23 protein-coding genes and 1 pseudogene are annotated in these 23,188 nt (G+C 69.2%); 9 read left to right on the forward strand and 15 right to left on the reverse strand.

Going from position 1 to position 23,188, the window contains the following annotated elements:
* Positions 1–247: 247 nt before the first annotated feature.
* Positions 248–1,825, forward strand: a complete 1,578-nt coding sequence (locus tag ACSDR0_RS43685; protein ID WP_435294869.1) for a glycoside hydrolase family 43 protein — start codon at positions 248–250, stop codon at positions 1,823–1,825.
* A gap of 102 nt (positions 1,826–1,927) precedes the next feature.
* The gene (locus ACSDR0_RS43690; RefSeq protein ID WP_435294870.1) at positions 1,928–3,577 is read left to right on the forward strand and encodes a glycoside hydrolase family 27 protein; all 1,650 of its coding nucleotides are present in this window, start codon (positions 1,928–1,930) and stop codon (positions 3,575–3,577) included.
* 682 nt (positions 3,578–4,259) lie between these two features.
* Here the strand turns inward: ACSDR0_RS43690 and ACSDR0_RS43695 are convergent.
* The 5 genes from ACSDR0_RS43695 to ACSDR0_RS43715 all read right to left on the reverse strand — a co-directional run bounded on the left by ACSDR0_RS43695 (position 4,260) and on the right by ACSDR0_RS43715 (position 7,769).
* Positions 4,260–4,685, reverse strand: coding sequence for a nuclear transport factor 2 family protein (locus ACSDR0_RS43695; protein WP_435294871.1), 426 nt, complete (start codon positions 4,683–4,685; stop codon positions 4,260–4,262).
* A 309-nt stretch (positions 4,686–4,994) separates the two neighbouring features.
* Positions 4,995–5,432: a TIGR03618 family F420-dependent PPOX class oxidoreductase gene (locus tag ACSDR0_RS43700; RefSeq protein WP_435294872.1), complete on the reverse strand. Its 438-nt coding sequence runs from the start codon at positions 5,430–5,432 to the stop codon at positions 4,995–4,997.
* Between the two features lie 143 nt (positions 5,433–5,575).
* A complete protein-coding gene (locus tag ACSDR0_RS43705; RefSeq protein ID WP_435294873.1) occupies positions 5,576–6,424 on the reverse strand; it encodes an enoyl-CoA hydratase/isomerase family protein in 849 nt (282 codons plus the stop codon).
* A 64-nt stretch (positions 6,425–6,488) separates the two neighbouring features.
* Positions 6,489–6,917 (reverse strand): OsmC family peroxiredoxin, encoded by a 429-nt coding sequence (locus ACSDR0_RS43710; protein WP_435294874.1) that lies wholly within the window; start codon positions 6,915–6,917, stop codon positions 6,489–6,491.
* A gap of 219 nt (positions 6,918–7,136) precedes the next feature.
* The gene (locus ACSDR0_RS43715) at positions 7,137–7,769 is read right to left on the reverse strand and encodes a cysteine hydrolase family protein (protein ID WP_435294875.1); all 633 of its coding nucleotides are present in this window, start codon (positions 7,767–7,769) and stop codon (positions 7,137–7,139) included.
* 164 nt (positions 7,770–7,933) lie between these two features.
* Here ACSDR0_RS43715 and ACSDR0_RS43720 point away from each other — a divergent pair, with 164 nt between their 5' ends.
* Positions 7,934–8,551 (forward strand): TetR/AcrR family transcriptional regulator, encoded by a 618-nt coding sequence (locus ACSDR0_RS43720; protein WP_435294876.1) that lies wholly within the window; start codon positions 7,934–7,936, stop codon positions 8,549–8,551.
* A 22-nt stretch (positions 8,552–8,573) separates the two neighbouring features.
* On the opposite strand, the gene ACSDR0_RS43725 is transcribed toward ACSDR0_RS43720, so the two are convergent.
* The 4 genes from ACSDR0_RS43725 to ACSDR0_RS43740 form a co-directional block, all read right to left on the reverse strand.
* Positions 8,574–9,290 carry an alpha/beta fold hydrolase gene (locus tag ACSDR0_RS43725; RefSeq protein WP_435294877.1) on the reverse strand — a complete coding sequence of 239 codons (717 nt, stop codon included), beginning with the start codon at positions 9,288–9,290 and terminating at the stop codon, positions 8,574–8,576.
* Positions 9,291–9,305: 15 nt separating this feature from the next.
* Positions 9,306–10,550 (reverse strand): MFS transporter, encoded by a 1,245-nt coding sequence (locus tag ACSDR0_RS43730; protein ID WP_435294878.1) that lies wholly within the window; start codon positions 10,548–10,550, stop codon positions 9,306–9,308.
* A 64-nt stretch (positions 10,551–10,614) separates the two neighbouring features.
* Positions 10,615–11,289 carry an NAD(P)/FAD-dependent oxidoreductase gene (locus ACSDR0_RS43735; RefSeq protein ID WP_435294879.1) on the reverse strand — a complete coding sequence of 225 codons (675 nt, stop codon included), beginning with the start codon at positions 11,287–11,289 and terminating at the stop codon, positions 10,615–10,617.
* A complete protein-coding gene (locus ACSDR0_RS43740) occupies positions 11,286–11,462 on the reverse strand; it encodes a hypothetical protein (protein ID WP_435294880.1) in 177 nt (58 codons plus the stop codon). The genes ACSDR0_RS43735 and ACSDR0_RS43740 overlap by 4 nt, the downstream gene beginning before the upstream one ends.
* Positions 11,463–12,385: 923 nt before the next feature.
* Between ACSDR0_RS43740 and ACSDR0_RS43745 the strand changes: the two genes are divergently transcribed.
* Positions 12,386–12,844 carry a winged helix-turn-helix transcriptional regulator gene (locus tag ACSDR0_RS43745; protein ID WP_435294881.1) on the forward strand — a complete coding sequence of 153 codons (459 nt, stop codon included), beginning with the start codon at positions 12,386–12,388 and terminating at the stop codon, positions 12,842–12,844.
* A 42-nt stretch (positions 12,845–12,886) separates the two neighbouring features.
* Here the strand turns inward: ACSDR0_RS43745 and ACSDR0_RS43750 are convergent, their stop codons facing one another.
* From ACSDR0_RS43750 to ACSDR0_RS43760, 3 genes are all read right to left on the reverse strand, one after another.
* On the reverse strand, positions 12,887–14,545 hold the full coding sequence (locus ACSDR0_RS43750; protein WP_435294882.1) for an ABC-F family ATP-binding cassette domain-containing protein: 1,659 nt from the start codon (positions 14,543–14,545) through the stop codon (positions 12,887–12,889).
* A 284-nt stretch (positions 14,546–14,829) separates the two neighbouring features.
* The gene (locus tag ACSDR0_RS43755) at positions 14,830–15,786 is read right to left on the reverse strand and encodes a PLP-dependent cysteine synthase family protein (RefSeq protein WP_435294883.1); all 957 of its coding nucleotides are present in this window, start codon (positions 15,784–15,786) and stop codon (positions 14,830–14,832) included.
* A 118-nt stretch (positions 15,787–15,904) separates the two neighbouring features.
* On the reverse strand, positions 15,905–16,033 hold the full coding sequence (locus tag ACSDR0_RS43760; RefSeq protein ID WP_435294884.1) for a hypothetical protein: 129 nt from the start codon (positions 16,031–16,033) through the stop codon (positions 15,905–15,907).
* A gap of 327 nt (positions 16,034–16,360) precedes the next feature.
* Here ACSDR0_RS43760 and ACSDR0_RS43765 point away from each other — a divergent pair, with 327 nt between their 5' ends.
* From ACSDR0_RS43765 to ACSDR0_RS43775, 3 genes are all read left to right on the forward strand, one after another.
* Complete coding sequence (locus ACSDR0_RS43765) at positions 16,361–16,966, forward strand: TetR/AcrR family transcriptional regulator (RefSeq protein ID WP_435294885.1); 606 nt, start codon at positions 16,361–16,363, stop codon at positions 16,964–16,966.
* 366 nt (positions 16,967–17,332) lie between these two features.
* A complete protein-coding gene (locus ACSDR0_RS43770; protein WP_435294886.1) occupies positions 17,333–18,442 on the forward strand; it encodes an aldo/keto reductase in 1,110 nt (369 codons plus the stop codon).
* A gap of 210 nt (positions 18,443–18,652) precedes the next feature.
* Positions 18,653–19,315: a TetR/AcrR family transcriptional regulator C-terminal ligand-binding domain-containing protein gene (locus ACSDR0_RS43775; protein ID WP_435294887.1), complete on the forward strand. Its 663-nt coding sequence runs from the start codon at positions 18,653–18,655 to the stop codon at positions 19,313–19,315.
* Positions 19,316–19,474: 159 nt separating this feature from the next.
* Here ACSDR0_RS43775 and ACSDR0_RS43780 read toward each other — a convergent pair whose 3' ends face one another.
* Both ACSDR0_RS43780 and ACSDR0_RS43785 read right to left on the reverse strand, forming a co-directional pair.
* Positions 19,475–19,744, reverse strand: a complete 270-nt coding sequence (locus ACSDR0_RS43780) for a hypothetical protein (RefSeq protein WP_435294888.1) — start codon at positions 19,742–19,744, stop codon at positions 19,475–19,477.
* A 139-nt stretch (positions 19,745–19,883) separates the two neighbouring features.
* Positions 19,884–20,432 (reverse strand): NUDIX domain-containing protein, encoded by a 549-nt coding sequence (locus tag ACSDR0_RS43785; RefSeq protein ID WP_435294889.1) that lies wholly within the window; start codon positions 20,430–20,432, stop codon positions 19,884–19,886.
* A 200-nt stretch (positions 20,433–20,632) separates the two neighbouring features.
* On the opposite strand from ACSDR0_RS43785, the pseudogene ACSDR0_RS43790 reads away from it, so the two are divergent.
* Positions 20,633–20,830 (forward strand): annotated as a pseudogene (locus tag ACSDR0_RS43790) (integrase core domain-containing protein); the annotation flags it as partial.
* 262 nt (positions 20,831–21,092) lie between these two features.
* Here ACSDR0_RS43790 and ACSDR0_RS43795 read toward each other — a convergent pair.
* A complete protein-coding gene (locus tag ACSDR0_RS43795; RefSeq protein WP_435294890.1) occupies positions 21,093–22,523 on the reverse strand; it encodes an alpha/beta hydrolase family protein in 1,431 nt (476 codons plus the stop codon).
* 239 nt (positions 22,524–22,762) lie between these two features.
* On the opposite strand from ACSDR0_RS43795, the gene ACSDR0_RS43800 reads away from it, so the two are divergent.
* A complete protein-coding gene (locus tag ACSDR0_RS43800) occupies positions 22,763–22,996 on the forward strand; it encodes a hypothetical protein (protein WP_435294891.1) in 234 nt (77 codons plus the stop codon).
* Positions 22,997–23,188 lie beyond the last annotated feature (192 nt).

A 23,188-nucleotide genomic window follows, 5' to 3' on the forward strand; every position in this document is an offset into this window, starting at 1 on the left:
TACCAGGGACAGGCCCCCAACCCCAACCCCGGCGACTACGGCCTGTGGCCCTATCGCCCGGGCCTGCTGACCCACCAACGCTGACAACGTGACACCGGCCCGGCTCAAGCGTCCCTGACACCCACCGCAAGGGCATACGCCGAAGCCGATCACCCTTTGAACCGGTCCCGGACGTGGCGAACATGCCGACCCGCCACGTCCGGGGTCACCGGCCCCCCGTCAAACATCCACCTGAGGGAGACGACAGGTGAGACCCGTACCTCGCACGGCCAGGAGGAGATCTCGCCACCTGGTCATCTGGACCGTGAGCCTGTTCTTGCTGACCACGCTGTCGCCGTCCCTGGCCAGGGCCGACAACCCGATCGTGCAGACGATCTACACCGCCGACCCGGCGCCGCTGGTCCACAACGGCCGCGTGTACGTCTACACGGGCCACGACGAGGACGGCTCGACCTACTTCACCATGCGCGACTGGCGGGTGTACTCCTCCTCGGACATGGCCAACTGGACCGACCACGGCTCGCCCATGAGCCTGGCCACCTTCGCCTGGGCCGACGCCAACGCCTGGGCCGGCCACGTCATCCCCCGCAACGGGAAGTTCTACTGGTACGTGCCGGTGCGCAACCGGGCGACCGGCGGAATGGCCATCGGCGTCGCGGTCGGCGACAGCCCCACCGGGCCCTTCCGGGACGCGCTGGGCCGCCCGCTGGTCGAGAACGGCGAGATCGACCCGCACGCGTTCATCGACGACAACGGCCAGGCCTACCTGTACTGGGGCAATCCCCGCCTGTGGTACGTCCGGCTCAACACCGACATGATCTCCTTCTCCGGCGGCCCGACCCAGATCCCCCTCACCGCCGCGGGCTTCGGCGCGCGCAGCGGCAACGCGAGCCGTCCCACCCTCTACGAAGAGGGGCCCTGGATCTTCAAGCGCAACAACCTCTACTACAACGTGTTCGCCGCCGAATGCTGCTCGGAGTTCATCGCCTACTCCACAGCCCCCGGTGCCACCGGGCCGTGGACCTACCGGGGAACGATCATGCCCCGCCAGGGCGGCAGCTTCACCAACCACGCCGGGATCGTCGACTTCGCCGGAGGGTCCTACTTCTTCTACCACAACGGCGCCCTCCCCGGCGGAGGCGGTTACACCAGGTCGGTGGCCGTGGAGAAGTTCACCTACAACGCCGACGGCACCATCCCGACCATCAACATGACCACCGCCGGACCACCGCAGGCCGGCACCCTCAACCCGTACGTCCGCCAGGAGGCCGAGACCATCGCCTGGGCATCGGGGGTCGAGACCGAAGCCTCCAGCGAAGGCGGCATGAACGTCGGCTTCATCGAGAACGGCGACCACATCAAAGTCAAGGGCGTCGCCTTCGGCACCGGAGCCTCCTCGTTCACCGCCCGGGTGGCCTCGAGCACCGGCGGCGGCCGGATCGAAGTCCGGCTCGGCAGCGCCACCGGCACCCTCGCGGGCACCTGCACCGTCCCGGGCACCGGCGGCTGGCAGAACTGGACCTCGGTCACCTGCCCCATCTCCGGAGCCACCGGCACGCGCGACCTCTACCTCCGGTTCGCCGGGGGCAGCGGCTACCTGCTCAACCTCAACTGGTGGCAGTTCACCCCGGGCGGCCGCAGCGGCGCGAACCTGCCGACCAACGGCACGACGCAGGACGGCACGACGGGCCAGACCAGCTCCGGCGACACCCTGTCCTCCGCCACCACGTCCTCCGCCACCACCGTGGCTCACGCGGGCAGCCGGTCCCTGCTCAACTCCGGTCGTACGGCTACCCGGAACGGCTCGCCCGGCGCCGGAACGTGATCCCGTCGCGTTTTCCGACCGGGTAACCGTCGGACCCGTGCGGTGCGATGAACGCCATCTCGCCTTGTGGGTCCGATCTCCATCCATCGAGGAGCGATGTCCATGAGAAGGAAACGAACGCGCGCGCTGCTGACCGCCGCGGTGCTGGCCATGGTGGCGGTCACCCCCGCCGTTCCCGCGCAGGCGCTGAACAACGGCGTGGGCCGGACCCCGCCCATGGGGTGGAACACCTGGAACACCTTCGGCTGCAACATCAACGAGACGCTGATCCGGCAGACGGCCGACGCCCTGGTCAGCAACGGCATGCGCGATCTGGGATACCAGTACGTCGTCGTCGACGACTGCTGGTTCGACCCCAACCGCGACTCCGCCGGGAACCTGCAGGCCAACCCGTCGCGGTTCCCGAGCGGGATGAAGGCGCTCGGCGACTACCTGCACGCCCGGGGCCTGAAGTTCGGCCTCTACCAGGCCCCCCTCGACAAGACCTGCGCCCAGTACTTCAACTCCTACCCGGGCGCGACCGGCAGCCTCAACCACGAGGTCCAAGACGCCCGGCAGTTCGCGGCCTGGGGCGTGGACTATCTCAAGTACGACTGGTGCTCACCCACCGGCACCATCGACGACCAGGTGCGCACCTTCGCCAAGATGCGCGACGCGCTGGCGGCGACCGGGCGGCCGATCCTCTACAGCATCAACCCCAACAGCATCCACGAGAAGACCGGCCCGCAACGCAACTGGGGCGACGTCGCCAACATCTGGCGCACGACCGAGGACATCACCAACGCCTGGAACACCGGCCAGACCAACGGCTACCCGATGGGCATCCAGAACATCGTCAACGTCAACGCGCCGCTCGCCGGCTACGCCGCGCCGGGCCAGTTCAACGACCCCGACATGATGGAGGTCGGCCGCGGCGGCATGAACGACACCGAGATGCGCAGCCACTTCGCGCTGTGGGCCGTCATGGCCTCGCCCCTGATCGCCGGCAACGACGTCCGGAACATGGACAACGCGACCACCACGATCATGAAGAACCAGAACCTGATCGCCATCAACCAGGACACGCTCGGCCTCCAGGCCACCCAGATCGGCAACGACGGCACGCGCCGCATCCTGGCCAAACGCCTGAGCAACGGCGATGTCGCGGTCGCCCTGTTCAACCAGGGCGGCAGCACCACCACGATCAGCACCACCGCGTCCGCCATCGGCCTGTCCGGCAACTCCTTCAACCTGCGCGACGCCTGGACCAACACCGTCACCACGACCACCGGGAACATCTCGGCGAGCGTCCCGGCCCACGGCACCGTCGTCTTCCGGGTCAGCGGCGGCACGCCCAACCCCACACCCACACCCACACCTACCGCGTCCACGTCCCGCATCCAGGGCGTGGGATCGGGCCGGTGTCTCGACGTGACCGGCGCCTCCCAGACCAACGGCACCCAGGTGGTGATCTGGGACTGCAACGGCCAGAGCAACCAGCAGTGGACCTCCACGGCGGCCGGTGAGCTGCGGGTCTACGGCAACAAGTGCCTGGACGTCAACAACAACGGCACTGCCGACGGAACCGGCGTCCTCATCTGGGACTGCAACGGCCAGAACAACCAGAAGTGGCGCTTCAACACCGACGGAAGCATCACCGCCATCGGCGCGAACAAGTGCCTGGACGTCGCGGGCAACGCCACGACCAACAACGCCAGGGTCCAGATCTGGACATGCACCGGTGCCGCCAACCAACGGTGGAACCGCACCTGACCGTAACCGCTCAAGGTCCGGTTCCTCGTACCACGTGAACCGCCGGAGCCTGCTCGCCGCCGCTGTCACCGCGGCGGCGAGCAGGTGGCCGTCCGATCGTGATCTTCTTGGGAGGCTCGTCGGCAGCGCCCTCCGGAGATCTCCAGGCAGGCGGCCGGTGAGCGCCACGTCGCCGTCGAGCGCGACTTTCGGCGCCGGATGGCGCTGATCGATCTCTTAGCCCACACAGGACCCGGCCTACGCAGGAAAGGAGAGGGCGGGATCCGTTCACATGGGATTTTTCAAATCCGAAAGGCCGCCAAGGAATGGCGTTTGAACCAGAACTCGATTCGAAACCCCGGAGGGGCATAGGCCGACGAGGCATTCGGGTGGCGTTACGGGCTTTTCCGGGTTCGCGGTGTTGTGGGTCCGGGTGACATGATGTCCAGAAGGCCGGTGCAGCGGGGCACCCGCGCCCTTGGTCTGTTCGGCCTTACGGAATGTCTCCACCTCGCCCGCGGCCTTCACACGTTTTTCACTCGCTTGTGTTATATGGGGCGGACGGTCGTTTCGACCCGGCCGCATCAGTTGATCTCAGACAGGCCGAAGCCGAGTTGGCTGAACAGCTCCAGCTGGTCGTAGTATTCCCGGTGCGTGATTATCTTGTCGTTCTCGGCGTAGGCGATGCACGTGGCACGGACGGTTATGTGACGGCCGGTCCCTTCCACCTCGCGCCCGTCAGGCAGGAGGAAGGGCCCCTGTGGGTGCCGGTGATGGTCCATTCTGTGATCGCGGGCTCGCCGTAGGCTATCTCGGACCATGCCGTCTGGTGAAAATCCGGGAAGCCCTTGAAGAAGTGCTCGTAAACCCAGGCGATCTGCTCGTGCCCTTCTGCGATGCCCATCGGCGTGACATACACGGCGTCCGGGCTGTAGAACTCGAGCACCTGCGGCAGGTCGTGAGCGTTGATCGCGGCGGACAGCCGGTGTTTGATCTCCCAAAGAGTGGACATCGTGATAGCCCTTTGCGATGAAAAGGATGCGGTCTTGACCCGGCTTGGACCTCGCGGTGTGACCGTGAGGTGAATATCGAAGCGCTGAACGATATCAACTCTGACCGGAATACCCAATGACTCTGCTTAAAGGCATACCTGAGACCGGGTCATCGCTGATCCCGATGACGTTTCATGTCCACCATGGAACGCCCAACAACCTCCTCGCTCACCCATGGCGGCGTCGGCAAGGCCACGACATTCGTTCAAGTTGACAAAGACTGCTTCCGATTCGGCCGTCAATCGCCTTGAGTTTTGCGCTCTTTGAGGTGACCTTTGTGCGGATCTCGTTGGGGCCCCTCCCCCGCCGGGTGCGTTCGCCCCGCTCTCGACGGGCCCGCACGGACGGTCCAGCGCCGGCGGGCTCCCGGCGGGGAAGGGCGGAACCTAGTTGGAGTAGATGCGGGAGGGGACGACCAGGACGGCGGTACGACGCTGTTCGGCCATCACCCGGTCGTACTCCTCCCAATTGTCGTGGTGGCCTCCCGCCGCGGTGAATATCTCCCGCAGCAGGCCCGGCAGTGCCTCCGGCTTCAGCCACGGCCGGGGGTCGTCAGGTCCTGCCAGCTGCGCGCTGCCCTCGATGGTGGCCCATCGCCCTCCGTCTCGGAAGGTCACGCTGATCTGCGGCCGCGCGCGCAGGTTGCCCAGTTTCACCCGGCCGAACGTGACGAACGCCAGCACCGGCTCGCCGCTGTCGGGGTGGGGCAGTATTCCGGCATTGACCAGCGAGGACTGGATCGTGTGGTCGGCGCGCAGCGTCGAGACCACCGCCAGGTACTGCTCGTTCTCGCCGACGGACACGGCTTCTTGCAGGCTTGTCATCGTCACCTCCGGATGAGCGGGAACATTCGCGTGCCCGGACCCGCCGTCTCGGATGTCGACGATCCGGCCTGGGGCCGGCCCGCGGCGATGCCGGGGTCGAACGCGACAAGGCGCCGCTCCTGTCGCCTCCGGCATACCCCGTCTCAGGACTTGGGGAACGTCCGGCCCATCTCGGCGCCGAGGTTTCGCTCGATGTGAGTGTTTTTCTGGAGTCCGCGCTCGAACAGCTGCGAGTTGATGGACTGGAACTCCGGGCGTGCCGCGGCGGCCCAGAAAGCGTCGGACTGGCGGGTGTACACGTCATCGTCGAGAAGCGTGAACTCGTTGACGAAACCCTTGATGTCCACGAGGGCTCGCCGGTCCCACCTGGAGACCCGGGTGGCGTAGGCGTCGACGAACGTCTCGAACGACGCGTCGGGGATGGCCCGGTTCACGTAGCCGTACCTTTCGGCCAGTTCGCCGTTGAAGTCCTCGCCGCCGAGCATGATCTCAAGGGTGCGTCCACGGCCGACGAGCCCTGAGAGCCGTCCCGTGGCGCCACCGCCGGCCACCGCGGTGAACCCGACCTCCATCTGGCCGAGGAGGGCTTTTTCGCGGCTGGCGAACCGGATGTCGGTGGCGAGCGCGAACTCGCTGCCCGCGCCGCGGGCGATACCGCGAACGGCGCTGATGGTGACCACGGGCAGCTTGGTGAGGCGCACCAGGATGTCGACCCACGCGGCGTAGCCGGTCGTGCCGGGGAGGGCTTCGGCGATCGCCGGGTCGGCCTCCAGGTCGTAGTGCGCGAGGAAGAACTCCGGATTCGCGCTGTCGAACACGACGACCTTGACGGTGTCGTTGCTCTCCAGTTCGGTGAGGAGCTCTTTCAGGTCGCGCATCAGGTCCGGGCCGATGACGTTGACGGGCGGGTTGTCGAAGGTCGCCCGCCACAGGGTCGGGGATGTCTCGGTGAGGGTGAGGTTGGTCGGCTTGTAGCCGCTGGCCAATGACATGGCTGCTGCGCCTTTCTCGGTGTTCGGCTCTGGTCGGGGCCGCGTTCGGTTGTGGAGGCTGTTGTCAGCTGGAGAGGGTCGCCGTCATGGTGACGGTGACGGAGAGCGCCTTGGAGAATGCGCACCAGGCCCGCGCGCCTTCTGCGATCTCCTGGAACTTCTGCGGGGTCGCTCCGGGGATCTTGGCGTTCGTTGTCACGTGGATTCCGGTGATGGCCGGTCCGTGATCGTCTGTCCCCATGGTCAGTTCGACGGAGGTGTGGACGGATTGCACCGTCAGGTCGTTCTGTCCTGAGATGTTGGCCAGGGCGTGGTTGAAGCACCCGGCGTGTCCCGCGGCGAGCAGCTCCTCGGGGATCGCTCCGGGCGCGCCCTCGAAGCGGCTGGCGAACGTGTAGGAAACGCCCGACAGCGTGTTGGTGGTGGCGGTGGAGATCGTCCCCTTGCCGTTCCTGAACGTCCCGCGCCAGTGCGAGGTACCCGAAACAATCATCTCGCTCGCCTTCCTGAATGTCATATGGCTCAGACGATGCAACATCTACGTTTTCGAAAACAACCTAGCGAGCTGAGTTGTTTTAAACAACTTGGAGAGCGGATCTCCCCCGCCCCCTGAGGCGCCGATCGCCGTCCAGGCCCTGAGATCGCCGGTCGGCGTGGTCGCGGAGCCCTTACGGCGCCCTGGTCGCGAGGCGCGCCGCGCGTACGGGCTTGTTCAGGCGGCCGTCGCGGGCTCGATGCCGGCGACGAACCCCTCGATGGTGGTCACCGAGTGGCCGAACGTCGGGTAGGAGAGGTCGACGGCCGCCCGCTGGGCCGCTTCGGTGAACTCCGCGACGGCGTCGGTGAGGTACGTGACGTCGTACCCGGCCTCGAGCGCGTGGCGCCCGGTGCTCTCGACACAGGTGTGCGCGGTCAGGCCGGCCAGGACCACCCGCTCGATGCCGTGCGCCTTCAGCCGCTGATCGAGGTCGGTTCCGACGAAGGAGTCGAACATGCGGTGGTGGCTGATGACGACCTCGCCCTGCCGGGGCTTCAGCGGCTCGTAGAAGTCGCCCCCGTAGGAGCCCTTCCAGAACACGTGGTTGTCCAGGGCCCCCTGGAAAACCGGCAGCAGGGATTTGACGTCGTCGAAGCTGTGCTCGTCGATCCCGTGCGGGGAGTAGAAGAGGCGTACTCCCTTCTCGCGGGACCTCTCGATCAGGTGCGCCAGCCGCGCGGTGAGGTCCATCCGCTTGAGCATGGGGGCGATCAGGCCGTTCAGTTTGCCGTCGTCGGCGAAGAAGTCGTTGAGGAGGTCGACCAGGATGAGGGCGGTGCGGTCGGCCGGGTAGGTGCGAGTGCTCATGGTGGTTTCCTTTTTGTGATGGATCCGATGGATCCGCCGGAAGGCGGCGGGCCCGTACCCGGGGAGGCCCGAGGCCGGTTATATGTTGGCCGTCATGGATAATGTCGGCGATGACCTGCGCATCCGTGCGGTCACCGGCAGTCGCTCAGCTCCCGGAGGTTGCGATGCGCGTCTCCCGCCAACAGGCCGCGGCCAATCGTGAACGGGTGCTGGAGAGCGCGGCCGGGTTGTTACGCGCACATGGTCTGGACGGTGTGTCCATCGCCGACATCATGAGCGCGGCGGGCCTGACTCATGGCGGTTTCTATTTTCAGTTCGCCTCCAAGAAAGCCCTGGTGGAAGAGGCCTGCGCCCGCGGGGTTCGCGAGAGCGTGGCGGCGATCCACGGCTCCGCCGCCGGCCCGCCGGGCGCGGTGGCGGACGGTGGCGATCAGCGGGCCGATCGGCCGGCCCCGCTGAGGCGCGTCCTGGACGACTACCTGTCCGGCCACCGTCGCGACGTCCCGCAGGACGGCTGCACGGTGGCCGCGCTCTCGGCCGACGCCGGGCGCGGCTCCCCCGAGTTGCAGGACGTCTTCGCCACCGGCATCACCGGCATGGCCCGCGCCCTGGGGCAGGCCGCCGGCGCAGTGCCGGTCGACGGAGACCCGGCTCCGCCGGACTACCCCCTGCTGGCCGCCATCGTCGGCGCCATGATCCTGTCCCGGGCCGTGCGCGCCTCGGACCCCGCCCTGTCGGACCGGATCCTCAGCGAGACGAGGGAGCGCCTGGCCGAGGGCTGAGCGGCCGGTGTGCCCTCGTTCGTCATGAGGTTCGGGAGAGGGAGCGCACCGCTTCGATGATCGCGTCGGCGACCTCCCGCGATCGTGACACCGCGATGGAGTGCGAGCCGCCCTCCAGCACGATCGCCTTCGCGCCGATGCGCTCGGCGGTCGCCTTCTGGTAGTCGGGGTTGATGGCGTTGTCGGCGCCGGGGATGACCCACCAGGTGGGCAGGCGCTTCCAGGCCGGCTCCACCGACAGCGGCTCGCCGAAGGCGATCGCGGAGGCCGGGCGCTGGGTGGCGGCGCCCGCCGCGGCCTCCTCGTCGGTGACGTCGGCCGCGAAGACCGAGCGGTACTCGTCGGCGCGCACGGTGAACTCGGGAACGTCGCTGCCCGGGTAGCTCCAGGGCCGCAGCGCGTCGACCAGTTGCGAGGGGGGAAAGGCACGCGGTGCGTCCTGCGCGCTTTCGCCCTTGTCGAGGGCGAAGGCCGCGACGAACACCAGCGCCTTGACGTTCTCGGCCGAGCTGCCGGCGTAGGTGATGACGGGGCCGCCGTAGCTGTGGCCGACCAGGACGACATCTCCCTCGGTCTGGGCGGCGGTGCTCGCGACGTACTCGCCGTCGGCGCTCAGACCACGCAGCTGGTTGGGTACGGCCCGGGCGTCGATGCCGGCTTCACGCAGGTGGGCCATGACCTTGTTCCAGGCGGAGCCGTCGGCGAAGGCCCCGTGCACGAGAAGGACGGTGGCGGACATGATTGGTGATTCCTTTCAGGAAGAGCGCGGGGCGTCGAGTCCCGCCGGGAGTGCGGGCGCCGGGGTGGGTTCCGCCGGCGCGGAGGTCCGCAGGGTGGCGATCAGCGCCGTGAGGGCGAGAACCGCCAGTACGGCGCAGAATCCGATGGCCGTGGCGTGGAGGCCGATGTGTGTGGCGATCACGCCCGCCACGACGATCGGGACGGAGAAGGCGGTGTACACGACGATGTAGATCGCCGAGACGAGCGCGCCCCGCTGCTCGGGGTCGGCGAGGCTGACGAGGCTGCGCAGGGATCCGAGGCAACCGGCCCCGAAGCCCACGCCCGCGACGACCGTGCTCGCGTAGAAGAGTCCAGGGCTCTCGACGACCAGCGCGATCGTGGTGAGCGCCGAGCCCGAGGTCAGGGTCACGCAGCCTGCGATCATGCAGACGCGGGGCGCCCGGAGGCGCAGTGCCGCGGTGGCCAGCGCCCCCGTGCCGCACAGCATGGCGGGTACGCCTCCGCCGAGCAGGTGGTTGTGGCTGTGGTTCAGGTCACCGGCCAGCGACGGCCCCAGGGACAGGTACAGTCCCCCCAGAGCCAGCGTGGCGGCCAGGCACGGCACCGCCGTGAGGAACGCGGGACGGATCGGCTTCGGGACGGCGATCCGGCTCCACAGACGAGGCCTCTTCCGATCGGTGACGGTCTCGTCGACGAGGAGGAGGACGCCTGCCAGCAGCAGCACGGCCATCACCAGGAGAACGACGTAGACCAGCCGTTCGGGATGCGGGGCGTACTGCACGAGGGCTCCGGACCCCAGGGCTCCCGCGCAAAGGCCGGCGGAGGACATGAGCGCGTTCATGAAGGCCCCGAGACCGGGTCTGCCCGGCGGCTGCAGGTCGAGCAGGGCGGCTGACGCGGCCGCACTGACCAGGCCCGTCGCCGCGCCCTGCGCCACCCGCGCCGCCAGCAGCCATCCGGCGTCGGTGGCCGCGACGAAGCAGAGCAGTCCGATCACCTGAAGGGACAGCGCCAGGATGACGACCGGCTTGCGGCCCACCGCGTCGGACAGGGCGCCGAATGCCAGCAGGGCGCCCAGCAGCGCCACCGCGTAGACGGCGAACACCACGCTCAGCGTGATGGCGGAAAAACCCCAGCGGGCGGCGTACACGCCGTACAGCGGCGTGGGTGCGCCGGCGGCGGCCAGGGAGAAGCCCAGCACCGCGGTGACGATCCAAAATCCCCTCGGGCCGCCGCCGGGCCGGGTGCGCCGGCTCACCCGCATGTGCTGCCCGCCCGGTGAGGTGTGCGCTTCGGGGGGCCCGGCCAGGGGCGGTGGCGCGTCATACGGGCGCCTCGCTCAGGGACCTGTGCACCGAACGGATCGCGCTGGCGCCCTCCCCGACGGCCGCGGCAACGCGCTTCATGGAGCCGGCGCGCACGTCTCCCGTCGCGAACACCCGGGGCAGGCTCGTCTCGAACGGCAACGGGCGGCGGCCCAGCTCGATCCAGGGGCTGCCGGGCGCGGTGTCGTCGATTTCCACGTCGGTGAGGATGAACCCGTGATCGTCCATCGCGACGCCTTCGAGCCAGTCCGTGGCGGGGCTGGCGCCGATGAAGCAGAACAGGCCCCGGCAGCGCAGGTCGGTTCCGGCGGCGCCGGGCTCGGCGTTGCCGCGCACCGTGATCGCTTCGAGGTGGTCTCGGCCGTGCAGCGCGACCACTTCGGTGCGGGTGCGCACGGTGATCGCGGGGTGGGCCAGGATGCGGTCGGCGAGGTAGGAGGACATGCCCGCGCCGAGGTCGGCGCCGCGCACGACGAGGGTGACGGCGCTGCCCCTGCCGGCGAGGTAGAGGGCCGCCTGGCCCGCCGAGTTGGCGCCGCCGACCACGGCTACCGGGTGCGGGCCGCAGGTACGGGCTTCCAGTTCGGTGGCCGCGTAGTAGATTCCGGCGCCTTCGAAGTCGGACCACCTGTCCAGCGGCAGCGACCGGTAGCCGGCGCCCGTGGCGATCACGGCCGCGCGGCTGCTTCGCCCGACTCGACGAGGATCATCTCGCCGACGGGTTCGCCCGCGTGGAAAAGCACGTCGCCGACTTGGGCGGCCTGCTCGGTGCCGTACGTTCGCAGCCGGGCCCACTGCTCGTCACTCAGTGCCGGCCTTGCTCGCGTTGCTTGTGGCGTCGACATCGTTCGTCCCTCTGTTCACGTTGCGTCGTTCGCCTCGCGCGAGGCGCGGCCAGGGCGACGGGAATGCCTGCCCATGGCTGACTTCTCGGTGCCGGCGTCGCCGCCGACCGGCCGGAAAGCGAGGTCCGGTCACGCGCGCACCGGCACCGCTCTCCGTAACCGCCCTGCCACCTCCGGTCGTTCGCGCGGGCGACCAGTCCCCCGCAGCTGACTTTTCGCGGACAACTTAGCATGCTGAGTGGTGACAGACAATCCAGGTGTATTGCCCCCGTCGCCGGGGCCCGGACACGCGAAGGTGTCTCCGGGCGCCCCGTGAACAAGCCGGGGCCCGCCTCGGCCTCGCGCCTCGAGTCTTTCTCCGTCAATCAATGTATTGACAGCCGCTGAAGCCGGCCGGGCGATTCGGGTGCGTAATGGAAGGCAGGTCAACGGGAATACGCCTGCCTGAAATTCACGGCACTTCGCGCTGCGATGCAAAAAGGGGATCCGGTCGGTTGAACGGCGCATTGAATGCCTTGAATCCCTGGAGAAACAAAGGCGGTTATCTCGCCGAGAAGCCTGCCGGGAGAATTGAACCGCGCCCCGGCCGCAAACCCCTGCGACCGCTTATGCGCATGGGCGCCACCCGGGTCCGCCCGGAGGGTCAAAGGCGCTGATATGACAGTCGGAGATATTGGGATTTCAGCCTGTCGCGCCGTGTGGCGGGCCTGTCGCCGGCGTGTGCGACCTGCTCTTTCGCCGGCGATCTGGGTTGCGTCCCGGGATTCAGGAGGGACCGCGTTGACCGGGCGGATCGCCGGGCCGCCATTTTTACATGTTGTGCATCATGTAAATGACCACAATGGGGTCACCTGGATTGGTACTAGAGACTCAGCTACGATGGATTCATGAGACAAGCGTGGGCGCATGACTCCAGTTGTTCGGTGACCCGGAGTCTGGGAGTGCTGGGCGAGGATTGGACGTTTCTCATCCTGCGTGAGGCCCTCACGGGCACAACGCGGTTCGCCGAGTTCCGATCCGCGCTGGGGATCGCCGCCGACGTGCTGAGCCGGCGGTTGTCGATGCTCGTGAAGTACGGCGTCATGTACCAGGAGCCGTATCGGGAACCCGGCAGCCGCACGCGTTACGAGTACCACCTCACCGACGCGGGCCGTGAACTGGAAGTCGTGCTCGGGGCGCTGCAGCAGTGGGGTGACAAGCACCTGCCGTGGCCCGACGGTCCCACCGTCCAGCGGCGTGCGAGGCGCACGGATCGCCAGGTACACGTCGCCTTCGTCGATGACCTGGGGTACGAGGTGCCGTGGGCGGACGTCGCGACGGTCCGCACCGATGCCTATCCCGAGGAGGAGACGCCCAAGCAGGCAGACGAGGTCGCGGGCTGAGGGCCCCGCGCCCGGGCGATCCCGGCCGTGCCGGCCGGCACCTCACGATTCGTACGGCAGGCGGATGTGGCGGCCCCGCCAGCGTGAGCGCAACCAGCGGTCGTGACTGGCGATCACGATCGCGCCGAGTCCTTCGGCGCCCAGGGCCTCCTCCAGTTCGTCGGACAGGCGCGGCGAGAGGTGGTTGGTGGGCTCGTCCAGCAGGAGAACCTCGGGTGGATCGGCCACCAGCAGCGCCAGCGCGAGCCGACGGCGCTGGCCGACCGACAACTCCCCCACCCGCAGGTTCGCGTCACGCGCGCCGATCAGTCCGAGCGAGCGCAGCGGTACCGACTCGGCGCGCTCGGCCCCGAGCGCCAGCAGGTAGGTCTCGCCCACCGTGCGGTCGGGCCGGTCGAACGTGGTGTCCTGGGCCAGCACTCCGATGGTCAGCCCGTGCCTTCGCCATACCTGTCCCCGCGCGTTCAGCCGCCCGGCCAGCACCGCCAGGAGCGTCGACTTGCCCGCTCCGTTCGGGCCGGTGACCAGCAGCCGCTCCCCCGCTCTCATGTCGAGCCGGTCGATCGAGAGCCGTCCGGGCACCCGTACGTCGCGCAGTGACAGCAGGGTTTCGTCGTCGAGGTCGCCGCAGGTGGGGGTGGCGGGGTTCACGGTGCCGGTGGTGCCGGTGGTGCCGGTGACCAGGGGGCGGGGGTGGAAGCGAAGCGGTGGCGGCGGGGCGGGGATCTGGTCGCGTTCCAGTTCGGCGAGTCGGCGGGCGGCGTTGCGTACCCGCCGGGAGATCTGGTTCTGCACGCGTCCCGCGGCGTGTCCGTACCCCATTTTCTCGTTGTCGCGTTTCAGTCCGTCCGAGGGCGTTCGCCGTGCCGTCACCGCGACGGCGCGGCGCAGTTCGGCGAGTTCTCGCTGCTCTTCGGTGTGGCGTCGTTGCCAGCGCCGGCGTTCGGCGCGTTTTCGGGCCAGGTAGGCGCTGTATGCGCCCGCGTAGCGGACGGGGCCGTCCATCGCCGGGTCGAGGTCGATCAGGTCGGTGCAGACCTCGTCCAGGAAGGCCCGGTCGTGGCTGGCCACGATCACCGCTCCTGTCATGGCGCGTAGCTGTTCCTGGACGAACATCGCGGCGTCGTCGTCGAGGTGGTTGGTGGGTTCGTCCAGCAGGAGCGCCGTGGGTCGTCTGATCAGCAGCGCCGCCAGGGCGAGCCGCCCGCGTTGTCCGCCCGACAGTGACGTGAGCGCGCGTTCGCGGGGTGTGGTGCCGAGGTCGAGCCGGTCGAGAACGATCTCCGCGCGCCGGTCGGCGTCCCAGGAGTCGCGTTGTTGGGCCTGGTCGAGTCTGGCTCCGTAGGCGTCGAGCAGAAAGGTGTCGTGCGGGGTGTCGGCGAGTGCCTGGGTGAGCCGGTCGAGTTCGGCCAGGTCGGTTCGGGCTTCGCGCAGGGCGTCGTCGAGGACGTCGGCGAGGGTGGCCTTCGCGTCGAAGGGCATTTCCTGATGCAGGAAGCCGAGATCCGGGGGGCGGATAACGGTGCCGGAGTCGGGTTCGTCGGCTCCGGCCAGCAGCCGCAGCAGGGTGGACTTGCCCGCGCCGTTCTCGCCGATGAGCCCGATGCGGTGGCCGGGTGCGGCGGTGAGGGAGACGGCGTCGAGTACGCGGCGGGTGCCGAGCGTCCGGACGAGGTCGTGGGCGAGCAAGGTGTCACTCACCGGCGATCCCTCCCCCGGTCGTCGGTGGCCGTCTGCGGGGTGGAGCGGGTGGTGAGGGCGTCGGACATGCGGGAGACCTCGTGCATGGGTGATCCGGGCGCCCGGAGGCCGCCCGGTGAGGGGACAGGGGTTGGGGAACGACGATCGGGGCCGCGTCGGCGGCGCTCTACGCGCCTGCCGGGGCCGATCGGTCTCCGGTCTCACCCGGAGATGTCGTCGTCGCCTGCCATGTCCGGTCTCCTAGCTTCCGATGCCCGGTACTTTACCGCGTCGGGATGTCCGGGCTATTCGTGGGTTTCGCGGAAAAGGTCGCCGCTGAGGTATTTGAAGCCGGTGTCGACGGCGACGGTCACCACCGAGCGGCCGGGCCCCAGCTGCTGGGCGAGCTCGATCGCGCCCGAGACGTTCAGCGCGGACGAGGTGCCCGCGAACACCCCCTCCAGCCGTGCCAGTGGCAGGGCCAGGCGGCGTGCCCGGTCCTCGTCGACGGTCCTGGCCTCGTCGTAGGTGCCGGAGGTGAGCAGGGGCAAGATCATGCCCGTGCCGATGCCTTCGACGCGGTGCGGGCCGCTGCGGCCGCGGGTGAGCATCGGTGAGGTGGCGGGTTCGAGCGCGACGATCCGCGCCGGGTGCTCGCCGGAGCGTAACGCGGTCGCGACGCCGGCCAGCATGCCGCCGGTGCCGACACCGGCGCAGAACGCGTCCACCGCCGCTCCCGCGGCGGCGGTCTGGTCGAGGATTTCGTGGCCCATGCGCTCGTAGCCCGCCAGAGCGTCGGTGTTGTGGAACTGGTCGGTCCAGAAAGCGTCCTGTTGTTCGACGATCCGGTCGACCTCCTGTCGCATGCGGTCGAACAGTGAGGGGGTGATGCGTCCCTGCTCGCTGGGCACCACGGTCAGGTCGGCGCCGAAGGCCCTCATGGTGTGCAGCTTCTCCGGGGAGAAGGCGTCGGAGGTCACGATCGACAGCGGGTAGCCCTTGACCGCGCATACGAAGGCCAGTGAGGAGCCGGTGCTGCCGCCGGTGAACTCCACCACGCGCCGGCCGCGCCGCAGCGCGCCGCTGCGTTCGGCTCCTTCGATCATGGCCAGTGCCATCCGGTCCTTGTAGCTGCCGGTGGGGTTGCCGCTTTCCAGCTTGACGAGGATCTGGGCCGCTCCCTCGGGAACGACGTGGGCGAGCCGGACCAGTGGGGTGGCGCCGATCGTGTCGGTGACGGAGGAGGAGATGGCGAGTGGCATCGGTGAACTCCCGTTCCTTCGTGGGCCTGTCGCGTGGGTGGCCGCCGTGATGGTCGCAGGGCGCCCTCCCGCGGTACGAGGGGGTGTTCGTGGGGCGCTTCTCGCACCGTCCAGGAGATCATCGTTCGAGCAGGCGTGCCAGTCGTTCGAGGGTGTTCTCCATCGCGGCCCTGTTCCTGGAGGGGAGGCGCAACAGCGGGAACAGGACGCCGGCCCTGGCCGTCGACCAGTCGAAGGTCTCGGTCACCCGGGTGGCGGTCTCGCCACCGTGCCGGAGGGGCGGCCGGCCGGTCGTGGCCGAAGGTCGTGTGCGGTTCGCGGGCCTCGCGCAGGAGGTCGTCCATGACGTAGTGGCAGATCCGCCGGTGTGAGCGGCCCGGTCGGGGGGGTCTCCTCGCCGCTCCACGACCGGTTGCGGGCCGATGGGGCCAGGCGGTCCGGGCGTCTGGGGGACGAACAGGGATCAGGTGACGCCGGAACGTGCGGCCCCGGTGTTTTCCCGGCGAAGGTGCTCGATCCGTGCCGCGGGGCGCCCCTACTAAAGTGGGCTGAACGTTCGATCGGGAGGATCGCCATGCGTTCGCTGACCCGTAAGGGAGCCGCGTCGCGGCAGCGCATTCTCGAGGGCGCGGCCGCGCACATCCGCGAGAACGGGGTGGCCGCCATGACCCTCGACGACGTGCTGGCCAGGACGGCGACGAGCAAGAGCCAGCTGTTCCACTACTTTCCGGGCGGGCGGGAGGAGCTGCTGCTGGCCGTGGCCCGGTTCGAGGCCGATCGCGTGCTGCAGGACCAGCGGCCCCAGCTCGGCGATCTCACCTCCTGGCCGGCCTGGCGGCTGTGGCGTGACAAGGTCGTCGACCGCTATCGCGGCCAGGGCCCTTTGTGCCCGCTCAACTCCGCCCTCTCGCAGCTGGACGGCGGCACGCCCGGCGCCCAGGCCGTGATCACCGAGCTGGTGAGCCGCTGGCAGGCCGAGATCGCCGCCGGTGTGCGGTACATGCAGGACGCCGGTGAGATCGACCCGGGCCTGGACCCCGACCGTGCGGCGGCCGCTCTGCTCGCCGGTATCCAGGGCGGGGTCCTGATCCAGATGTCCACCGGTCAGACCTCCCATCTGGAGGCCGCCCTGGACATGGGCATCGCCTATCTTCGCGCCGGTGGGCTCCCCTCGTCCTAGGGTCTCGCGGTCCGGGAGTGTTGCGAGGTCCTTGGCCGTCACGGCGCTCGTTCTTCCGGGCGTCCCGCCATGCCGATCCGACGCCGGTGAGCGCCTTCGCGGCTGCGCTCCACCCGGTCGCGGGCGATCAGGCCTCATTTTTTGGACTTGACAGTCCATTTTTTCGTACGCAAGCTGACTGGACCACGCGGTTCAGAACCGGTCCGGCCCGCACCGCCCGGGGGGCGTCGCGGCCGCGAAAGGCTCGAAGGCTCGATCCGCGGGACATCCATCCCCGCCGGGGAGGTACGCAGGCCCCGGCCACTCGGGGAAACCGGGAAGGGCGCCGGTCTCCTCGAATCCGCTTCCGAACGGAGTGACACCCTCATGTCTTTGGATCACTACTACCTGCTCGGGCGTTCCGGGCTGCGCGTCAGCCGGCTGGCCCTGGGCACGATGAACTTCGGCACCGGCGGTTTCCACGCCGCGTACGGCAAGACCGAGAGCGAGTCCGGCGCCATCTTCCACCGCTACCTCGAGGCGGGCGGGAACTTCGTCGACACCGCGGACTTCTACACCGCGGGCGAGAGCGAGACCATCCTCGGCAACCTCATCGCCGACGCCAAGGTACGCGACAGGGTGGTGCTCACCACCAAGTTCACCAACAGCGTCGACCCCAAAGACCCGAACGCGGGGGGCAACGGCCGCAAGCACATGATCAGGGCGGTCGAGGCGTCACTGCGCCGCCTGCGCACCGACTACATCGACCTGTTCATGCTGCACACCTGGGACCGGATCACTCCCGTCGAGGAGGTCATGCGGACCCTCGACGACCTCACCAGGGCCGGGAAGATCCGCTACGCGGGCCTGTCGGACGTGCCGAGCTGGTACGCGGCGCGGGCCCAGACCTACGCCGAGGCCCACTCCCTCGAACCGGTGATCAGCCTGCAGCTGCCCTACTCCCTCATCGACCGGGCGATCGAGACGGAGCACGTCCCGATGGGGCAGAGCCTGGGGCTCGGCATCACCGCCTGGAGCCCGCTGGGCGGCGGCTTCCTTACCGGCAAGTACCGTCACGCCGACCAGGGCCTGGTCGGGGAGGGCCGGCTCGCCGGCGCCGGCTCGCCCGGGCAGGCGCGCACGGACCGGGAATGGCGGCTGCTGGCCACCCTCGAGAACGTCGCCGACAAGCTCGGGGTGACGATGGCCCAGGTCGCGCTCAACTGGGTCGCCACCCAGCCCGGGGTCGCCTCCGCGATCGTCGGGGCGAGCAGCACGGACCAGCTCGACACCACCTTGACCGCACTCGACGTCGAACTGCCGGCCGAACTGCGCGCCCAGCTCGACGAGGCGAGCCTTGTGCCCCCCGCGTCGGTCTACCAGATGTTCACGCCCGGCTACCAGAGCTGGCTGGTCAACCCCGGCCTCAAGGTCGGCGACAAGCCGGCAGAATACGCCCCGGTCGTACGGAACTGGGTGCCCGAGAGCGACGGGTGACGGACCTCGCCGATCATCACCCTCGTCGGCGCGCGTCCGTGCGATCGGCTCGTACGGACGCGCACCGGCCGCGGTGGCCGGCGGCCTGACTGCCGCCCGGCTCCCCCGGGGGCCGTCGGTGGGGTGTTCGCGGGTGGTTCTCCCGCAGATCTATGTACGCTATGTACATATATGTGGTCGCGCCGTGTGCGCGTTCCCGGGAGGTTGACCGTGACGCATTCCAGCGCGCCCGTCCGACGCGGGCGTGGGCGCCGCCCGGCCGATCAGGTGCGCGGGGAGATCCTGCGGGCGGCCGGTGAGCTCCTGCTGGCCGAGGGCATGGCCGGTTTCACCGTTGAGAAGGTCGCCGCGCTGGCGGGCGCGAGCCGGGTCACGCTGCACAAGTGGTGGCCCTCCAAGGGGGCGCTGGCCCTGGAGGGCTACTTCGGCGTGGTCGGCCCCGTTCTGACCTTTCCCGACACCGGTGACATCGCCGCCGATCTCACCGCGCAGCTGAAGGCGTTCGTCCATCTGATGCGCGACACCCGGGCCGGGACCGTCGTGCCGCAGCTCATCGGACAGGCCCAGACCGATCCCGACCTGGCGGCCGTCTACCGGGAGCGCTATTCGGGCCCGCGCCGGGCCCTGGCCGTGCAGGCTCTGGAGCGGGCCGTTCGGCGCGGTCAGCTGCGTCCCGGCCTGGATCCCGAGGTGGTCGTCGACCAGTTGTGGGGGGCCTGCTACCACCGGCTTCTCGTCCCCGACCGGCCGCTGACCGAGGAGTTCGCCGAGGCCCTGGTGGCCAACCTGCTGGGGGGCATCGGCCGGTCCGCCCCCCGGTCGTGCCCCGCGGGTGGCGAACAGGGCGGTACGGGCGGGGAGCCGGAGCGGTGACGGCCCCTTGCCGCCGCCCCCGCCTCGGCGGGGACGGAGCGGGCGGCCGGAAGCCTGGCGGGCGCCCGGTGAACGCGGTGATCGGGAGCCTGACGGGCGCCGGGTGAACGCGGTGGTCACTGTGGCCGCTTCGGCCGGTGGCCGCCCGGGAAGGTGAGGTCAGGGCGGGGGCGGCGGCCTGAGCCTCCTGACGAAACGGGCGGCGGTGCGGTGGCTCATGCCGGTCTCGCCGCGGACCAGGAAGACGGCCTGGTCGAACTGGTCGGTGGCCTTGAGCTCCAGGAGCCGTTCGATGAGCTCGGGGCCGATTCCCCCGCCGACCAGGGCGTTTCTGGGGCGTTGTGCCACTCGGACCGCGAAGACGATCAGGGCGATGACCGCCGCCACGATGACCGCCGTCAGCAGGAGGATGACGATCGGGTTCGACATGGGCTGAGCGTACCGCCGCGAGGTCGCCGTGTGAGGGGGGTAATCACCGGATTCGCCGGAGATACAGGGGGTCGGGGTGTCGTGCCGGTTGTGCGAGGTCGGTTCTTTCCGGCCCGGGAGAGAGCGCGGGGCCGGTTTCTCAGGCGGCGCCGCGCAGCAGGAGCATGGCGTAGGCGGCGATCGAGTTGCTGTCGGTGATGGCGCCGCGCAGGATCATCTGCTCCAGCTCGGCTCGTGAGACCCAGTCCTGGCGCATGTCCTGCTCGGTGTGCTCGCGGTCGTGGGCTCCGGCGGTCAGGCCGGTGGCGAGGAAGATGTCGTAGTTCTGGCCCATCGTGCCGTGCGCGTTGTCCAGGCGTCCCAGGTGGGTCATCGAGGTGGCGCGCAGGCCGGTTTCCTGGGTCAGTTCGGTGTGGGCGGTGAACAGGGGTGACGGGCTGTCCTTGACCCCGCCCTGGGGGAAGTTCCAGGTGCGTCGTCTCACCGGGTAGCGGTATTCCTCCACGAGGTGGAAACCGTCGTTCTCCATGGGGATGACGATGGCGAAGTCGGGCGCGTCCACGACGCCGTAGATGCCGTGCGAGCCGTCGGGACGCTCGATGCGGTCCTCGCGCACGCTGATCCACGAGTTGGTGTAGACGACCATGGAGTCGAGGGTGCGGATCGTCGGTCCGGATACGTCGGTCATGCGCGGAGCCTACTGGGGTCTCGGTAGCAATCGCGGAAAATCCCACGAAGCTGCCTCTGACCTGCGGTGTCTTCACAGCAGGCCGGGCGGTCCAGACCGAATCGTCTTCCTGTAAGCGCAGGCCCTACTTCGTTGGATTCACGGCCGAAACTACGAGGACCCCGACATGGGCCGCCGCCGTCAAAACCACCGGAACCGCTAACAAACGGACCCGGCCCTACACCCCCCGCACCAACGGGAAGGTCGAACGGTTCAACGGCACCCTGGCCCGCGAATGGGCCTACGTTCGCGACCATGCCTCGGAGGCCGAACGCACTGCGGCGCTCGCCGACTTCCTGAACCACTACAACCACGAGCGCCCGCATTCCGCCCTCGGCAACCAGCCCCCCGCCGGCCGGACCGGCCGCAGCGACTACCGGATCGTCGCCGACGTCCCGCCCGAGCCACTGGAGATCTTCCCCCCGGCAACTCGAACTCGCGATCGTGTGACCAACCTGCCGAGACATCGCACCTAGCCCGCTAGCCTCCCGGCCATGACGAGCGAGTCTTCCTCCCAACGCCCGGCCGATCCGCTGCGAAGGACCTGAGCCCCAAGTGGGCCCCCGATGGCACACTTCTGCTGCGGCTGGGGGTCATATCCGCGTCCCGATAGCCCCTCTCCTATAGGACGGTCAGGTGGCCGTACCTGGACAGGGTTGCGGTCAGGCTGCCGGATTCGCCGCGGAGTGTGGCGTCCAGGAAGGCGACGGTGGCCGCCGCGGTGATGCGCGGCCCGGCAGTCCGGCCGAGGGAGCCGATGAGCGCGGGCAGGGGCGGCATGAAGAGCGGGGCATCGGTGAAGGTGAGGTGCGCCGCGCCGGGGACGGTGAGCCGGTAGCCCGTCGCCGTACTGAGCTGGAGCACCCGCGTGAGGCGTGGGATGTAGTCCGGCTCCTCGCCCGGTTTGACGTCGTGGGTGAGCGCGAGCACGGGCTGGTGGAACGGTCGCGTTGCGGGGTCGCGGGGGAAGCCGTCCAGGTCGATGACGGCTGCGAACCGGGGGTCCTGGCGGGCGGCCTGCAGGGCGGCGGCGCCCCCGAGGGAGTGGCCGGTCGCTGCGGCGCGGCGGGTGTCGAGCCGCCCGATCAAAAGGCCCGGGATCTCTCCACGGTCCAGGCGGCCGAGCTGGGTGAGTACGAAGCCGAGGTCGGCGGCCCTGACCGCCGTCCACCCAGCCGCGCGCCTGTTGTCCTCCGCCTGGTCGCCGGTGGCCGCAACCTGGGTGCGGATCGTCCGGCCGTCGGTGAGGGTGACAACGGCCGAGTCGTATGGGTGGTCGAGGGCCGCCACGACGTACCCGCGGCTGGCCAGTTCCTCGGCCCAGGCGGTGTTCTGGGTGCGCACGCCTCCGAGCCCGGGTGAGAACAGCACCACGGGGAACCGGTCGCCTCCGCCGGTCACTGGGGCATCGGGCACCGAGCGCGTGCGGGCACGTGACGGCTCGTCGAGAATGAAGCGTGGAAGGCCGAGGTAGTCGGCCTCGCCGCGGGCGACGAGCTGTGCTTCTTGCGCCGTGCGGCCGAGGTACCACGCCCGCTGGGCGGACGGGGGACCGCCCTGCGCGGGATACCAGAGCTGGACGACGACCGTCCGCTTGTCATCGGTCCGGGACGTGGCGATTTCCGCGCGATCAGGGTCGGTCCACTGCACGACGGTGGTGCCAACGGCGTAGGCGCCCGATGGCTTGGGGAACACGGGCAGGGGCAGCGCCCACGCCGCCGCCGCGCCCGCGAGGATCAGGGCCAGGCATGCCACCGATCCCGGCAGGGCCAGCCACCATCGAGCCCGCCGCGCGGGCCGCCCGGCACGCCACCTCAGCAGGGAGGGAGCAGCGAACGCCAGCGCGATGGCCCCACCTGCGAGGACGGGTAGGAGCTGCCAGCGGATCCCGAGCACGGCCAGCACAATCGCGGACAGCGCGAGGGCCGCCGCGCCAGCCAGCGTCGAGGGTCGGCGCGCCCCGGGCGGCAGCCAGCGGGCCAGCACCAGCACGACGGCGGCCGCCAAGGCCAAGAGCTCTGCGAGGGGCAGGCCGAATACGGTCACATTCATGTGATCACCGTGGCGGAACGACCTCAGCCAGACATCGGCCCAATGTCTAGAGTTGTATGCGATCCCGGCATGACCTTTCGAGACCCGTCTGCGACCGGGGTCGTAGGGGTCCCCGGTAGTCGGCCCCCCACAGCCCGCAAAGCGATCCGGAGCCGGATCAAATATCCTGCCGCGTCGCCGCAGGCCCCCGGCGAGGGGCTGGATTGCCATCGTCCTCGTCCTCGTCCACGGGAACGTCCATGGACGACCGCGCCGCCGTGCAGACGCGCGATCGTCCATGGGGGTGGACGTGGACGACGAACAGTGGCACCGACATCCACGGCAACCCATGGAGGATGACCGTTCTCGAACTGGTCGACGTGGCGAACGGAAAGATCACCAAGAAGCGTTCGTTCTACCAGGACACCGCGCTTCTACGGGAGATCTCACTCGAACGCGAGGCGGCACTCGCGCAGAAGGCCGGAGAGGCCTGATCGCCCAGCACGCCCCTTTCGCGCACGTCGCCGAAGCGGAGCGGTACGAGCAGCCGTCGAGTACGCGGTGCCGATCAGCGGAAACACCGTTCATGATCCACTCAATGTGGGTTTCGGGCTTATGTGGGCGTGTGTCACGAACGCAGAGAGGAGCTTTATGTAGGAAGGGCTCCTTGATGCGGTGCTGCGTGG

It is taken from the genome of Streptosporangium sp. G11 (assembly GCF_051192615.1).
Lineage (GTDB): Bacteria > Actinomycetota > Actinomycetes > Streptosporangiales > Streptosporangiaceae > Streptosporangium.